The sequence below is a fragment of the Moraxella haemolytica genome (genome assembly GCF_030177935.1).
Taxonomy (GTDB): domain Bacteria; phylum Pseudomonadota; class Gammaproteobacteria; order Pseudomonadales; family Moraxellaceae; genus Moraxella; species Moraxella haemolytica.
Window position 1 is genome coordinate 1,138,329 of record NZ_CP089974.1, and the last position, 15,739, is coordinate 1,154,067.

Here is a 15,739-nt window from a genome sequence, read left to right on the forward strand (position 1 = left end):
TTTTAAATTGACTTATTCTTTGTGTGATTGCTGTTATTTGTTTGATTGTCGGCGTGATTTATGTTAAATTCTTAAAGTTACAGAAAGCCATTTTATTAAAAGTTTTGATATTTTCATTAGTGTGATTTTTCAGTTTTAGCCTTTTTATTGATTTAGGAAAACCTTATGAACATTCTTGTACTCGGTACAGGCGGTCGTGAACACGCATTGGCATGGGTATGTGCCAAAGATGCAAAAGTCGCCAAAGTTTTTGTTGCCAAAGGCAATGCTGGCACCGCTCTTGAGAACAAAATTGAAAATGTTGATTTAGATGTCAGCAATCATACCGCCGTGATTGATTTTTGTCGCACACATGAAGTGGCATTTGTACTTGTTGGTCCTGAAGCACCACTTGTGGCAGGGATTGTTGATGAGCTACGCCAAGCAAACATTAAAGTTTGGGGCCCTACTCAATATTGTGCTCAACTAGAAGGTTCAAAAGCCTTTGCTAAGGATTTTATGAAAAAGGTTGGAATTCCAACCGCTTTTTATGAGGTATTTACCCAAATCTCCGCCGCCAAAGATTTTGTTCGTGCCAAAGGTGCACCGATTGTCATTAAAGCAGACGGACTGGCTGCAGGCAAAGGTGTTATTGTCGCCATGAGCGAACAAGAGGCGTTTGATGCCATTGATGATATGCTGTCAGGCAATAAGTTTGGTGAGGCGGGCAGTCGTGTGGTGATTGAAGAATTTTTAAAAGGTGAAGAGGCTTCTTTTATCTGTATGATTGATGGGGATAATATCCTGCCCATGGCAACCAGCCAAGACCATAAACGCATCTTTGAAGGCGATACGGGAGCAAATACAGGTGGCATGGGTGCATACAGTCCTGCCCCTATCGTTACAAAAGAAGTGCATGACAAGGTCATCGCCCGTGTCATTTGCCCTGTCGTGAACGCCATGAAAGCAAATGGCACTCCTTATACAGGTTTTTTATACGCAGGTCTCATGATTGATGAGAATAGCGACCCTTATGTGATTGAGTTTAACTGTCGCTTTGGCGACCCTGAGACACAGCCCATCATGGCACGCCTTGAAAGCTCATTGGTTGAGCTGATTATGGCAGGAATTGAGGGTAATTTACCAAGCGAGGCTAAATGGTCGGACAAAGTCGCCTTAGGCGTGGTTTTGGCAAGTCAAGGGTATCCAGAATCCAGCTCAAAGGGTGATGTTATTACCGGTCTAGATGTTTGCATTGATGATGTCAAAGTATTTCATGCAGGCACAAAACAAGATGGTGACCAAATCGTAACTGACGGTGGGCGTGTGCTGTGCGTAACCGCCCTTGCAGACACCATCAAAGATGCTCAAACCAAAGCCCTACAAGGCTGTAAAGAGATTGACTTTAGTGGCAAGCAATACCGCCGTGATATTGGTTGGCGAGCCATCAGTCGCTAATTTTTAGCCCTTTGAGTAATCAAAGGGTTTTTTGTACCAAGATTAGACAAAATGGCTGCACGAATTGCACATAAAGTCTCTTTTGTGCTTGAATTTTTGATATAATATGGGCAATTTTTTACCATAAAATCTCAAACAAAAGCAATTTTAATACCATGACCAAGCCAATCAATCAGCTAAAAACCACACTCATGCAACGCCGCCTATCCATCGCTAAAACTTCTTTGAATATTGGTGCAAACTGGGCAAAAAGCGGTGTTTCAGGGCTGTTCTTGAGTAAAGAAGCCAAAGAAATACAAAAACACACCCTATTAAAAGAACAGGCTAACTATCTGGTTAGCGAGCTTGGCAAGTTAAAAGGCTCGGTGGTTAAAATTGGGCAGATGCTTGCTTTGTACGGCGAACATTTTTTACCCAAAGAAGTCATCGATGCCCTACATACCTTAGATGCCAATACCACCCCGTTGTCATGGCACATCATTTATGATGCCCTAAAAGCAGAACTTGGCGAACGAGTGCATGATTTTGAGATTGAACGCACACCAATTGGCACAGCAAGCCTAGCTCAAGTACACAAAGCCGTACACAAATACAGTGGTCGCACCGTCGCTTTAAAAGTGCAGTATCCTAATGTCGCGGGTGCAATTGAATCCGACCTTGCCATCTTTAAACAGCTACTGAAAGTTACCAATGCCGTCCCACAAACCAAAGCGTTAGATGATTGGTTCTTAGAAATCAAAGAGCTACTACAAACCGAAGTTGATTATCATACTGAAGCTGCCACCACCAAGCGATTTGCCAATTATCTATCCGATGACGCACGCTATATCGTTCCAACCATCTATGATAACTATAGCACCAAACGGCTTATTTGCATGAGTTTTGAGACTGGCGTACCACTCAATCATAAGTTGGTCAATGCACTGCCTCAGGCTCGCAAAGATGCTTTGGGTGGTGCAGCACTTGATATCGTCATGCGTGAGCTGTTTGAATGGGGAGAAATGCAAACCGACCCCAATTTTGGCAACTATTTGGTAAAAATTGATGACGATGGGGCTGATAAACTTGTCTTGCTTGACTTTGGGGCGGTCAAGCAGTTTGATGAGCATTTATTACATCTTGCCAAAAATCTAATGACTGCAGGATACCATCAGAATAAAGATATGATGATGAATGCCATGCAAGGCTATGATTTTTTTGACAAACTAAAAGGCAAACCCAAAGAAGACATGGCAAAGGTTTTCTTGTTAGCGTGCGAACCTTTTTCTGATGCCAAGCACCTCTCAGCTCAGTTTCTAGATAACAAAGGCTGTTATCTATGGGCGAATAGTCAGCTATATCATCGAGTGATGAGTTGTGCCAAAGATGGCATGACCTCACTAGAGTTTAGCCTGCCACCTAAAGAGATGATGTTCATCAGTCGAAAATTTATCGGTGCCTACACCCTACTGGTCTCGTTAGATGCACGCACTAACAGCCAGACACTCATCACCCCATATCTCAAGAATAACAACATCACTTAAACCCAAAAATATAAATACCATGAACTTACAAAATACATTCATGGTATTTATTAGGATTTTGCGTATATTCATCAGATGAAATAAATTGTTACCGCCATCATAACATGATAAGATACAAACATAATTCCACAATTATCTTAGGAGTATGCCATGACAAGCGATAGCAAAGCCACTCAACAACCCAAAACTCGTCGCACCACCCCAAAAACACAAACCATGCCAAGTACCGCCGCACAGCTAGAAGAGCTACTAACTCACGCATCACCTGATGATTTGGCAGAGCTTGGGCAACTTTTGAGCGACTATCTACCTGCTACACAAGTTGTTCAACAGGTACGCACAGACAAATCCAAAGACACCCAGCTATCAGACAACTGGCGTGAAGGCGGTTACCCTTACAAGCATCGTTTGAGCCGTAAAAACTACGAATCCCAAAAGTACAAACTACAAATTGAACTATTAAAGCTACAACACCATGTCAAAGCCACAGGACAAAGACTGATTATCTTGTTTGAAGGTCGTGATGCAGCAGGTAAAGGTGGTACTATCAAGCGATTCATGGAACATCTAAATCCTCGTGGTGCTCGTGTGGTCGCCCTAGAAAAACCAACCGAGCAAGAAAAAGGACAATGGTACTTCCAGCGTTATGTACAGCACCTACCAACCGCAGGCGAGATTGTATTATTTGACCGTTCTTGGTATAACCGTGCTGTGGTTGAGCGTGTGATGGGTTTTTGTACAGACCATGAATACCAAACTTTCATGCGTCAAGTGCCTGAATTTGAAAAACATTTGATTGAATCTGGCGTTCAGCTTGTGAAATTTTGGTTCTCAGTTTCTCGTGAAGAGCAAAAAGCACGCTTTGCCAGTCGTGAAAATGACCCATTAAAACAATGGAAACTTTCACCTGTGGACAAAGCATCTTTAAACAAGTGGGATGATTATACCCTTGCAAAAGAAGCCATGTTCTTTAATACTGACACTGCAGAGTCGCCTTGGATTGTCATCAAATCTGACTGCAAAAAGCGTGCTCGCCTCAATGCCATGCGTTATGTCCTAAACAAACTAAATTACGAAAATAAAGACGCTGCACAAATTGGCAATATTGACCCACTGATTGTTGGTCGTGCAGGGGCACCTTATGAGATGGATGAGCATACCGACCTTTCGGTAAAGCTCTGCTAGAAATACCAAAAAATAACCATCTGTAAAATAAAAATACCGCCCTTTTTGAACCACACCCCAAAAGTTAGACAACCTTTGGGGTGTTTTTATTGTGAACGCAGATATGGATTGTAAATATGCCATTTGAGTATTTTAGCCAATCTTGGCTAACCTAGCATCTATCAAATCACAAGCCATACATTTGTACGACTATTTGTCTGCTTATCCTCAAATAAACTTAGTTGTTCTTGATCGGATTTTTGGGCATAAGTAACACAAATACTGCCTGTCGCTTGACAGCAACAAGCAAGCACCTCATCATCATCAAGCATGGCAATGGGTTTTCTAATGGTCTTAATATCTCCTGTCTTTGCCGTGATACGCATCTTACAAGAACCACAATAGCCACGCTGACATTCAAACCGCACCGTCTGATGCCCTGTTCGTTTCATGCCTTCCAACAAGGTTTCGTTCTCGTGCAGATAAAATCGCATTTCATCGGTGAATACCCAGCCCATGTTATACCTTGTCTTACCCAAAAGTTAAAGCGATATTATTTCTTGATTGGCAATCATTAACCGATGAGCATCATAGCTCAAAGTCATCCAAATCAACATCATCTAAATCCGAATCAATCTGACCCACCAAATAAGTAGTGATTTCAGTCTCTTGCGGAGCAACCTGTACATTATCTGATGATAGCCATGCGTTAATCCAAGGAATTGGGTTGGATTTGACTTCAAAGATGGCAGGCAGTCCGATTGATGCCATGCGTGTATTGGTGATAAACTCAATATACTGGCATAGAATGTCTTTGTTCAGACCAATCATCGAACCGTCTTTGAATAAATAGTCCGCCCAGCCTTTTTCTTGTTCGGCAGCAGTACGGAAAATAGCAATCGCTTCATCTTTACACTCTTGAGCAATCTCTACCATCTCAGGGTCATCACGACCCATCTGCATTAGGTTAATCATGTGCTGAGTACCATTTAGATGTAGTGCTTCATCACGAGCAATCATCTTGATAATCTTAGCATTGCCCTCCATCAGTTTTCGCTCTGCAAAGGCAAATGAACAAGCAAATGACACATAGAAACGAATGGCTTCTAACACATTTACCGCCATCAAACACAGATAAAGTTTCTTTTTAAGGTCTTTAAAATCCACCGTTACCTGCTTGCCATTGATGATGTGCGTACCTATACCAAACATATTGTAATAATTTGATAGCTCATACAGCTCATCATAATATTTGGCAATATCTTCAGCACGAGCAAGAATATGCTCATTATCCATGATGTCATCAAAAATCACTGATGGGTCATTAACCACATTGCGAATGATGTGTGTATAACTGCGACTGTGAATTGTCTCACTAAATGACCATGTTTCAATCCAAGTCTCAAGCTCAGGGATGGACACCAAAGGCAATAGCACCACATTAGGACTGCGACCCTGTATGCTGTCAAGCAAAGTCTGGTATTTTAGATTTGATAGGAAAATGTGTTGTTCATGTACAGATAAATTAGCAAAATCAATGCGATCTCGGCTGACATCAATCTCTTCTGGTCGCCAAAAGAATGACAACTGTTTTTCAATCAACTGTTCAAAAATTGGATGTTTTTGTTGGTCATATCTGGCGACATTCACCGGTTGCCCAAAAAACATTGGCTCGGTTAAAACATCGTTTTTCGTTTGACAAAAAATAGAATATTGCATGATATTTTTTCCAAAATAAATCAAATAAGAGTCTTAAAATTCGTTAACTTATTGAATTAATAGGACTTAAATCAATATATAGTATTATTTTTTATAAAAAACACATTATGTAGTAAAAATCTGCCGATAATTTTAACATAAAAAACTTGAGTTCGCATGGTTTTTTAATCACAAATATGAGCACCACCCCAATCGCCCAAAAAAGCAATCGGCTAATCTTTACCATTCATCAGGCTAGCTATTTACCATCGGCAGACAGTCTGTTTAATAAGCTAATGGATGGTTCATGGTCTTGGGTCGCCGCCTTTTGTAGCCATTCTTTTCCTTTTTGCTCATCTTTTTTTATACCCTGACCATCTAGGTAACACAGTGCCAATTGGTGCATGGCAGGGGCAAAGTCAGACTCGGCCGCCTCTTTAAAATGATCAAAAGCTGCCGCCAAATCCTGAGTAATACCCTCGCCTCGCTGATAATGTACTGCCAAATTGTAGCTGGCTTCTGGAATACCGCCCATCGCTGATTTTTTAAAACACTCCATGGCTTCTGCATAATCTTGGGGAACGCCACGACCCACGCAGTACAAATTACCCAAGTTTAAATAAGACAGCACCATACCAAGTTCGCCTGCTTTTTTGTGCCACTTAACCGCTTCATCATCATTGGTTGGTACGCCAACGCCATACTCATACATGAGTGCGATATTATGACAAGATTCAGCATAATCGCTGCTAGCAGCTTTTTCATACCAAGAAAATGCTGTTTGATAATTTTGCGTTACCCCAAAACCATGATAATACATCACACCCAAATTATGATAAGCCTTGATATTGCCCTGTTCGGCAGACTTCATGAACAACTCATGCCCCTTTTCATAGTCCTGCCGTACACCCATACCCTGACAGTGCATGACACCCAAGCTACGCTGTGCGTCCGCCAAGCCTAATGCCGCCGCAGCCATGAGCAGTTCCGCCGCCTGCTCATGGCCGCCCTGCTGATAATGCATAGTTGCTTTATCATACAATGCCACCGCCTTGTCATGCTCTGCTTGTGTGTCATGGTTGATTGACTTTCTGACATTAGCGATGGAATCATTATGATTATTTCTTTTAAATAACTTATTAAGAAAACTCATTGCCGACTTCTTTTATCCAATAAACGAAAAATTACCTAAAAACATCAATTTTAACATCAAATTTTGGCCATATTACAGGCTGTCTAATCCTCGTGCCAAATCCTTGATAATATCCTCTACACTTTCAAGCCCTACCGATAAGCGTATCAGCCCATCATTCACGCCTGCTTCCAGCCGTTGCTCGGGAGTCATGCGAAAATGAGTAGTGGTGGCAGGATGGGTAATGGTGGTCTTAGCATCGCCTAAGTTATTGGTGATACTAATCATTCTTGTGCTATCAATGATATGCCATGCTTCATGCTGACCTGCCACCTCAAAACCAATAATCGCTCCAAACGCTCCTTGTATTTCGCCACCTCCAACGCCACTTAAAGCCGTATGCTGGCGTTTGGCAACTTCATGCGAAGGATGATTAGAAAGTCCTGAAAAATGCACCTTGGCTACTTTTGGGTGTTGATTTAAAAACTCCGCCACACGGTTTGCATTCTCGCAGTGGGTTTTCATGCGAATGGACAAGGTTTCTAGACCTTTTAGTAACACCCACGCATTAAAGGGAGATAAACTTATGCCACCAGTACGCACCACACCAAAGGCTTTTTCCATGAGTGTCTCAGAACCAACCAATGCACCTCCCAAAACCCGTCCTTGACCATCTATGTATTTAGATGCCGAATGAATGACGATATCCGCCCCTAGCTCCAAAGGCTTTTGAATGACTGGGGTGCCAAAACAGTTATCCACGATGAGCAATGCCCCATTTTCATGGGCGATTTTAGCAATCTTAGTAATATCAGCAATCTGAGCCAAAGGATTGCTTGGGCTTTCAAGATAACAAACCTTAGTATTAGGCTGTATGGCACCTTTCCAAGCGTCAGTATCAAAGCAATCCACATAAGATACCTCTACACCAAAGCCTTTAAAATAAGTGTCAAACAAAGCCACCGATGAACCGAACAATTGCTTGGCACACAATAAATGGTCGCCTGCTTGAAGATAAGCAAGGCACATTGTCAAAATCGCCCCCATGCCACTGGCAGTCGCAACACACCGTTCGCCATTTTCTAACAAAGCAAGTCTGCGTTCAAAGGCTCGCACAGTTGGGTTGGTATGGCGAGAATACACATTGCCCTTTTTGTTACCGTTGAAATGGTCGGCGGCATCTTTGGCAGACGCATAGACATAGCTACTGGTAGCAAAAATCGCCTCACTATGTTCACCTTCGTCCGTACGGTGATAACCACCTCTTACCGCCAAAGTTTGTTCAAAAAATCCTAAAGATGGGTCTAGGGCATCAGATTGCCAATTATCATCCAAAATTGTCATACTTACACCTTTTTATCAATCATCAAATCAACATATCTCTATGATAACACAATTTTCATCACTCGTTTTCATGCTAATACAAATAAAAAAGACGGTATGAAGCCCGCCTCTTTTATTGATATTCAACCGATTATTCATCAACAAATGACAGCCAATGCTTGTATTGCTCGTTGCGACCTTGCACAACATCAAAATAAAGCGTTTGTAGTTTTTCGGTGATTTCACCACGAGAGCCATTACCAATCACTCGGTCATCATATTCACGAATCGGCGTAACTTCAGCAGCCGTGCCTGTCATGAAAATTTCATCGGCTAAATAAAACTCATCACGAGTAATGCGTCTTTCTATTACCTTAATACCCAAATCATTGGCAAAATGGATAATCGTACGGCGAGTAATACCGTCTAATGCACCACCTGCTAAATCAGGTGTGTGTAACTCACCATTTTTTACTAAGAATAGATTTTCACCAGAACCTTGACATACATAGCCCAATGGGTCCATCAAGATGGCTTCATCATAGCCAGCTTTGGTCGCCTCTTGATTGGCTAAAATAGATACAGGATAGTTAGCGGCAGCTTTTGCTTTACACATGGTAACATTTGGATGATGATGCGTATAACTTGAAGTTTTAGCACGGATACCATTTTTGATACCATCTTCGCCCAAATACGCACCCCAATGCCAAGCAGCAACAGCGGCATGAATGGTATTGTCTTTGGCTGCGATGCCCAATTTTTCAGAACCCACCCAAATCAACGGACGGATATACGCTGCTGATAAACCGCTTTCACGAACCACATCTTTTTGGGCTTGTACTAGCGTATCATGGTCATAAGGCACATTTAGCTGAAAGATTTTGGCGGAGTTTAGTAGTCTTTCGGTATGCTCATGTAGGCGAAAAATCGCAGTACGCCCATCAGGTGTCTGATAAGCACGCACACCTTCAAACACCGCCAAACCATAATGCAGGCTGTGCGTCAAAACATGGACTTTCGCATCTGGTTGCTTGACAATCGTACCATCTATCCATAATTTACCTGGGTTGGTTGCCATATTCATGAGTATTCCTTAGAGTTTTTGATCGTAAAAATTACAAATAAAAAAGGGAGTGTTTAGTGATTATAGCACCCTTTAGGGCTTTTGCAATATTTTCTACAGCGTTTTTGAAAAATTTTCTTAAAAATTATGCCATCATGATGATTTTTTTGTCGTTTAGCTTTACAATACACCGACAAATACAACCAAAACATAACCAACAAATCCATCACACTCATGCCTATCGTTAGCGAAAGCAAGCCCCGCAGACTACCCTATATCAGCTATGAAGAACAACAACGCATCACCAGATTATGCGTACGATGTGCATTGCTATTCATGCAATACGGTGGAGAATCGGCGGTGGTGGTTGACTTAACAAAACGACTCGGCGTGTCTTTGGGTGTGGGTGGCGTGGAATGTGCTTTGTCTTTTAATGCCGTAACCTTAACCACGCTATACAATGGTCGCTGTATCACCACCGCCAGAAACACCATTCATCAAGGCATCAATGTTAGCATCTTGGTGCAGATTCAGCAGATTGTCATGTATGCCGAATCCGCCACCAAAAACGAAACTTTGATTGACGAAGTTGAAAAACAACTAAACAGCATTGACCGAACCACCTACCCCAATGCCCTGATGTCGCTTTTTGTAGGTTTTTCTTGTGCGTGCTTTGCTTATCTAAATGGTGGCAATCTGGTGATTGCTACCATTACTTTGGTGGCTGGATTTTGTACCATGCGGATACGCTTATACTTATCCGCTCATCATTTCAACCCTTTTGTTGTGGTCATCATCACCGCTTTTGTTGCCACGCTATTGGGAGCGTCGGCGTACTTTTTAGATTTAAATGGTTTGGTAAGTCTTGGCGATAAGGCTGATATTGCTGTTGCTGCCAGCGTGCTTTTGCTCGTACCAAGTTTCCCCATCATTAATGCCTTGTCGGATATTCTAAAAGGCTACATTAATATGGGTGTAGGCAGGTGGATGTTTGCCAGTATGTTGACCTTATCAGCGTGCGTTGGCATAGTGATTGCTTTAATTTTATTACAAATTCCACATTGGGGGCTATGATGTGGCTCATTTCCGATATTTTGTTATCATGTGTTATCACGCTTGGCTGGTGCTTGATGCTTACCTTGCCCAGTCGTTATATTGTTTATTGCCTGTTCATGACTGTCCTAGGTTTTGGCACAAAAAGCCTAATGGTGGATTTTGGCATTCATTTGGCGGTGGCAACTTTCTTTGGTTCAATGTTTGCCAGTTTTGCAGGCGTGTGGTTTGCTCAACGATTTCGCCTACCGCCAAAGGCATTGATTGTGCCAAGTGTGATTTGTTTAATGCCTGGTATTGCCGCTTATAAAGCGATGGTAAGCATGGTACAAATCGGTTATTTTGGTTTTGATATGACGCTATTTATTACCATGATGCAGTATTTTTTTGAAGCAATTTTTATCATCTCAGCCTTAGTGCTTGGATTGTCCATTCCTGGCATTTTATTTTATCGCAGAAAACCCATTGTTTAGCTGTCCTACAATGTACTTAATTCATTTTAATCAAAAAATAAAAAACGCTCATCAAGCAATGAGCGTTTTTTATTGTCAATGTTTTGTCAAAATAACAAAAAGTGGGAGCTTGGCACACTAAGGCGTATCCACCTGTTGTGTAACAGGCTTAACCTTATCATTGTTTGGTGCAGGTTGTACCACTTGTATGATTTTAGTTACCTTGACAGGCTCGTCTTGTGGTTGTTCGACACTTGCGGCCGATGCCATTGCACGCATGATTTGACGCTGTTTTTCAATGCCAGCAATCTGTTCGACTGTCAAGGTTGCACCACCACCTAAGGCTTGATACAGTTGAATCTGACTTAGAATTTTTTGCAATTCTAGGTTTAAGATATTTTGCTGATTGGCAAACAGTGAACGCTCAGCATCTAACACACTTAGATAATCATCTAGTCCCGAGCGAAAGCGTGCATGAGCAATTTTGTAAGTTTGTTGGTAATTGCTTTGTAGCTTATATTGCGACTCTAACTGCCTACCTAAAGTTGCACGAGCTGCCAATACATCGCCCACCTCCTTAAAGGCAGTCTGAATGGCTTTTTCATAAGACACCAATGCACTTTTTTGGGCAACTTCCGCCATCTGGTAGTTAGCACGGCGTATTCCTGCATCAAAAATCGGCAAGTTGATTGATGGACCAACCGACCAACCAAAGGCAGTTGATTTTAATAAATCACTTAGGCTTGCTGAGCTAAATCCCAAATTGCCCGTCAGACTAATTGAAGGAAAATAAGCAGCACGAGCGACATTAATGTTAGCTCCCGCTGCCTTTAGGAGATGCTCTGCTTGCACCACATCGGGACGATAATACAAAAGCTCGCTTGGCAGACCTGCACTAAAGAGCGATTGAGTTGTGATGTTATCCACCGCCATGTCAGGCATCAACTCATCAGGAATCGGCACCCCCAAAAGTAGCTGCAAGGCGTTGCGTGCTTGCAAAATGCCGGTATCTGCTTGGTAGATGGCAAGTTTGGCTGCCTCTAGCGATGCCTCTGCTTGCAGGCTTGGGGACCGAGCGTCAATCCCTGCAGCAAAGCGTTTATTGGTAATATCTAGTGAATGCTCACGAGTTTTTAGCGTCTCTAGGGCAAGATGACGCTGAGCTAAGGCATAACTTAGATTAACATAGCTTTGGGCAATACTAGAAATCAAAGAAATCTGCACTGCATCTTTGGCAGAATTGGTCGCCAGATAATTATGTAGTGCCGCATCTTTAGCATTGGCAATCTTGCCCCACAGGTCAATCTCATAACCTGGCATGGCAAGATTGACATTATAGCCACTACTGGCATTGTGGTCGGCAGCATTTGCCGAACGATTCACCCCACCTGACACCCCCAGCTTGGGCATACCATCAGCGGTGGTGATTTGATACTGAGCACGAGAGCTTTGAATGGCTAGCAAGGCTTTTTGAAGGTCTTTGTTGTTGTTTAGACCCATCTCAATTAACGATTTTAGTTTATCATCTGCATAAAAATCCTGCCAACGCATGGCGGCTACGCTTGGTGCTTCTGCCAAACTGGTGGTTTGTGCGTCTAGCACTTGATAAGACTTATCAATCGCCAAATTATGCTTAGCAACCATCGTATCCACCTGCTTTGGAATGGTGCTACACGCCGTCATGGCAAGTGCTAATGCAGATAGTGCAGACAGACGAATTGTGTTATTAGTTTTCATAAATTCTCCTTATGATTGCTACTGTGCGTCAGTTTTAGCAGGTTTGTGCGGAAAGATTGAGCGAACCCAGATGTAGAACATTGGAATAAAGAACACGCCCAAGAAAGTCGCCATAATCACACCACCAAACACACTTGTACCAACTGCATTTTGACTGCCAGAACCTGCACCAGTTGCAACATACAACGGCACAACACCGATACCAAAGGCAAGCGAAGTCATGATGATTGGACGCAAACGCTGGCGAGCAGCTCGCATGACCGCATCTTTTAATGCCCAACCTTTTTCTTGAAGCTCCTTTGCAACCTCAATAATCAAAATGGCGTTTTTAGCTGATAGACCAATCACTGTCAATAGACCAACTTGCAGATACACATCATTATCAAAGCCACGCAACCAAGTAAAAGTAATCGCACCTAAGACACCAAGTGGCACAACCATCATCACCGAAAACGGAATCAACCAGCTTTCATACAATGCCGCTAGACATAAGAAGACCACAAGAATGGAAATCGCATACAGCCAAGGTGCTTGCGAACCCGATTGTTGTTCTTGCAAGGTTAAACCAGTCCACTCAAAACCAATGCCATCAGGCAACTGACTGGCGATTGCTTCCATTGCGGCCACCGCTTCCCCATTTGATTTTCCAGGTGCAGATGCTCCTTGAATGCTGATGCTTGGCAAGCTGTTATATCGGGTTAGTCGTGGCGAACCATAAGTCCACTCACTTGTTGCAAAGGTATCAAAACCAATCATATTGCCACCAGAGTTACGCACATACCATTTGCCGATATCTTCAGGCGTTGTGCGAGACATGGGATCACCTTGAATATAAACAGACTTAATGCGACCACGGTCAACAAAATCACCAAGTTTCGCCGAACCCCAACCCATTGAGATGGTGCGGTTGATGTCGCTAATGGATAAACCGTAGGCAGCAGCTTGGTCATGATTGACATTCACTTTTAGCTGTGGCGAGTCTTCTTGTCCATTAGGACGCACACCTGACAGCACATCTGGCTTTTGAGCTGCCATACCCAGTAGCATATTGCGTGCCTCAAGTAGAGCTACATGACCCACGCCACCTGTATCTTGCAAGACAAAATCAAAACCGCTAGAGCTACCTAGACCTTGTATCGATGGTGGTGCTAAAGTATAGACATTTGCTTTATTATATTGCGTCATAAAATACCCCATCGCCTTGCCTGCGATACTCGCTGCATCGGTGCCAGGGGCAGTACGCTCATCCCAATCTTTTAGGCGAATAAAAGCAATACCGTTGTTCTGACCACCCCCCATAAAGCTAAAGCCTGTTACGGTAAAGATGGACTCAATATTATCTTTTTCTTGATTGTTAAAATACGCACTTACATCATCAAGCACCGCTTGGGTGTCTTTGGTTGTTGAGCCGACTGGAGTCTGCACCATCGTAAACAGCACGCCTTGATCTTCTTCTGGAACAAAAGAATGAGGCAGTCTAGTAAACAGCACACCAAGCACAAGAATAATGAGTGCATAGCCAATGCCATATAACCACTTAAGATTAAAGCTCTTGCCAACAATTTTTTCATATTTTAAGCTGGCATCACGAAATAGACGATTAAACCAACCAAAAAATCCTTTTTGATGCTCGATATCTTGATGAGCTTTACGCTTTAAGATAGTAACACAAAGTGCGGGTGTAAAAATCAAAGCAACAACCGCCGACAATGACATCGCTGCAATCAGCGTGATGGCAAACTGACGATAAATTACCCCTGTTGAACCACCAAAAAACGCCATCGGCACAAATACCGCCGATAAAATCAGAGCAATACCAATCAGTACTTTGCTGATTTCTCTCATTGACTGGATGGTAGCGTCTTTAACTAAGATGGTTGGGTTTTCTTCCAAGATACGCTCAACATTCTCCACCACAACAATGGCGTCATCAACAAGCAAACCGATGGCAAGCACTAAGGCAAACATAGTGAGAATATTGATACTAAAACCAGCAACAAGCAGTACTGCAAATGTACCTAAGATGATCACAGGCACCGCAAGGGTTGGAATGATGGTGGCACGCCAGTTTTGTAAAAACAAAAACATGACCAAAAACACCAACACAATCGCCTCAATCAGCGTATGTACCACCTGCTCGATTGATAAGCGAACAAATGGCGTGGTATCATAAGGCACGACCGCAGTCAATCCTTTAGGATAGCTTTTAGCAAGTTGATCAAGCTTTTGTTGGACTGCTTCACGCACTTCTAGAGCGTTTGAACCCGAAGCCAACATAATGCCAATACCCGCCGCCTCTTTACCATTGTATAAAGAGTTGTAGCCATAGTTTTCCGAGCCGATTTCTACTTTTGCCACATCTTTTAGGCGAACTTGTGCCCCCTGACCGTCTGCTTTTAGCAAAATATTACCAAACTCCTCAGCAGTCTGTAGATAACTTTGCACGGTAACGGTGGCGTTGATTACCTGTGCTTCTTCATTAGATGGTGCAGCAGCAAGCTGACCGGCTGACACTTGGGCATTTTGGGCATTGACAGCAGTGGCAATGTCTGATGGCATGAGCGAATAAGCACGAAGTTTTTCAGGATCTAACCAAATACGCATGGCATATTCAGAACCAAAAACATTGACATTGCCCACGCCTTGTACACGGCTGATCTGATCAACAATGCTTGAATTGAGATAATCGGCAATATCGGTCTTATCCATACTGCCATCTTCAGAAATAAAGCCAACCACCATCAAAAATGACGATGATGATTTGTTCACAGTCAATCCCTGTCTTTGCACCGCTTCTGGTAAAGACGATGTCGCTGCTTGGAGCTTGTTTTGTACTTGCACTTGGGCGGTATCTGGATCGGTGCCGTTTTTAAAGGTTAGCTCAACCGATGCCATACCTTGTGCTGATGAGCTTGATGACATATACATCATGCCATCTAAGCCTTTCATCTGTCTCTCGATGACTTGCGTTACCGAATTTTCTACCGTCTGAGCATCCGCACCTGGATAAACAGCACTAATTGTTACTGTCGGTGGTGCGATTTCTGGATACTGAGCGACAGGCATTTTAAATACAGAAATCACGCCCACCAGCATAATTAAAATGGCAATCACCCATGCAAAGATGGGTCTTTTAATAAAAAACTCTGACATAAAC

The 15,739-nt window shown here is 42.8% G+C and carries 12 protein-coding genes; 5 read left to right on the top strand and 7 right to left on the bottom strand.

The genetic code is table 11. From position 1 onward, the window contains the following. Positions 1-165: 165 nt before the first annotated feature. The 3 genes from purD to ppk2 all read left to right on the top strand — a co-directional run bounded on the left by purD (position 166) and on the right by ppk2 (position 4,145). Positions 166-1,437, top strand: a complete 1,272-nt coding sequence (gene purD / locus LU276_RS05375; protein WP_284672857.1) for a phosphoribosylamine--glycine ligase — start codon at positions 166-168, stop codon at positions 1,435-1,437. 155 nt (positions 1,438-1,592) lie between these two features. Then, positions 1,593-2,960 carry an ABC1 kinase family protein gene (locus LU276_RS05380; RefSeq protein ID WP_284672858.1) on the top strand — a complete coding sequence of 456 codons (1,368 nt, stop codon included), beginning with the start codon at positions 1,593-1,595 and terminating at the stop codon, positions 2,958-2,960. A gap of 150 nt (positions 2,961-3,110) precedes the next feature. Continuing rightward, complete coding sequence (gene ppk2 / locus LU276_RS05385; RefSeq protein ID WP_284672859.1) at positions 3,111-4,145, top strand: polyphosphate kinase 2; 1,035 nt, start codon at positions 3,111-3,113, stop codon at positions 4,143-4,145. Positions 4,146-4,306: 161 nt separating this feature from the next. Here ppk2 and LU276_RS05390 read toward each other — a convergent pair whose 3' ends face one another. The 5 genes from LU276_RS05390 to LU276_RS05410 form a co-directional block, all read right to left on the bottom strand. Continuing rightward, the gene (locus LU276_RS05390; RefSeq protein WP_284672860.1) at positions 4,307-4,642 is read right to left on the bottom strand and encodes a 2Fe-2S iron-sulfur cluster-binding protein; all 336 of its coding nucleotides are present in this window, start codon (positions 4,640-4,642) and stop codon (positions 4,307-4,309) included. A gap of 70 nt (positions 4,643-4,712) precedes the next feature. Beyond that, positions 4,713-5,843 (bottom strand): class Ia ribonucleoside-diphosphate reductase subunit beta, encoded by a 1,131-nt coding sequence (gene nrdB, locus LU276_RS05395; protein WP_284672861.1) that lies wholly within the window; start codon positions 5,841-5,843, stop codon positions 4,713-4,715. Positions 5,844-6,081: 238 nt separating this feature from the next. Further along, positions 6,082-6,975, bottom strand: a complete 894-nt coding sequence (locus LU276_RS05400; protein WP_284672862.1) for a tetratricopeptide repeat protein — start codon at positions 6,973-6,975, stop codon at positions 6,082-6,084. Positions 6,976-7,047: 72 nt separating this feature from the next. After that, positions 7,048-8,298, bottom strand: a complete 1,251-nt coding sequence (locus LU276_RS05405; RefSeq protein ID WP_284672863.1) for an O-succinylhomoserine sulfhydrylase — start codon at positions 8,296-8,298, stop codon at positions 7,048-7,050. Between the two features lie 130 nt (positions 8,299-8,428). Continuing rightward, positions 8,429-9,361, bottom strand: a complete 933-nt coding sequence (locus LU276_RS05410) for a branched-chain amino acid transaminase (protein ID WP_284672864.1) — start codon at positions 9,359-9,361, stop codon at positions 8,429-8,431. A 213-nt stretch (positions 9,362-9,574) separates the two neighbouring features. Here LU276_RS05410 and LU276_RS05415 point away from each other — a divergent pair, with 213 nt between their 5' ends. Next, positions 9,575-10,414 carry a threonine/serine exporter family protein gene (locus LU276_RS05415; protein ID WP_284672865.1) on the top strand — a complete coding sequence of 280 codons (840 nt, stop codon included), beginning with the start codon at positions 9,575-9,577 and terminating at the stop codon, positions 10,412-10,414. Continuing rightward, entirely contained in the window at positions 10,414-10,866 is a 453-nt protein-coding gene (locus LU276_RS05420) for a threonine/serine exporter family protein (RefSeq protein WP_284672866.1), read from the top strand. The genes LU276_RS05415 and LU276_RS05420 overlap by 1 nt, the downstream gene beginning before the upstream one ends. A gap of 117 nt (positions 10,867-10,983) precedes the next feature. Here the strand turns inward: LU276_RS05420 and LU276_RS05425 are convergent, their stop codons facing one another. After that, positions 10,984-12,582 carry an efflux transporter outer membrane subunit gene (locus LU276_RS05425; protein ID WP_284672867.1) on the bottom strand — a complete coding sequence of 533 codons (1,599 nt, stop codon included), beginning with the start codon at positions 12,580-12,582 and terminating at the stop codon, positions 10,984-10,986. 18 nt (positions 12,583-12,600) lie between these two features. Beyond that, a complete protein-coding gene (locus LU276_RS05430) occupies positions 12,601-15,735 on the bottom strand; it encodes an efflux RND transporter permease subunit (RefSeq protein ID WP_284672868.1) in 3,135 nt (1,044 codons plus the stop codon). Positions 15,736-15,739: the final 4 nt, after the last annotated feature.

Coding starts and splice junctions, on each gene's coding strand:
- purD (WP_284672857.1), top strand. CDS start 166: ATGAACATTCTTGTACTCGGTACAGGCGGTCGTGAACACGCATTGGCA.
- LU276_RS05380 (WP_284672858.1), top strand. CDS start 1,593: ATGACCAAGCCAATCAATCAGCTAAAAACCACACTCATGCAACGCCGC.
- ppk2 (WP_284672859.1), top strand. CDS start 3,111: ATGACAAGCGATAGCAAAGCCACTCAACAACCCAAAACTCGTCGCACC.
- LU276_RS05390 (WP_284672860.1), bottom strand. CDS start 4,642: ATGGGCTGGGTATTCACCGATGAAATGCGATTTTATCTGCACGAGAAC.
- nrdB (WP_284672861.1), bottom strand. CDS start 5,843: ATGCAATATTCTATTTTTTGTCAAACGAAAAACGATGTTTTAACCGAG.
- LU276_RS05400 (WP_284672862.1), bottom strand. CDS start 6,975: ATGAGTTTTCTTAATAAGTTATTTAAAAGAAATAATCATAATGATTCC.
- LU276_RS05405 (WP_284672863.1), bottom strand. CDS start 8,298: ATGACAATTTTGGATGATAATTGGCAATCTGATGCCCTAGACCCATCT.
- LU276_RS05410 (WP_284672864.1), bottom strand. CDS start 9,361: ATGAATATGGCAACCAACCCAGGTAAATTATGGATAGATGGTACGATT.
- LU276_RS05415 (WP_284672865.1), top strand. CDS start 9,575: ATGCCTATCGTTAGCGAAAGCAAGCCCCGCAGACTACCCTATATCAGC.
- LU276_RS05420 (WP_284672866.1), top strand. CDS start 10,414: ATGTGGCTCATTTCCGATATTTTGTTATCATGTGTTATCACGCTTGGC.
- LU276_RS05425 (WP_284672867.1), bottom strand. CDS start 12,582: ATGAAAACTAATAACACAATTCGTCTGTCTGCACTATCTGCATTAGCA.
- LU276_RS05430 (WP_284672868.1), bottom strand. CDS start 15,735: ATGTCAGAGTTTTTTATTAAAAGACCCATCTTTGCATGGGTGATTGCC.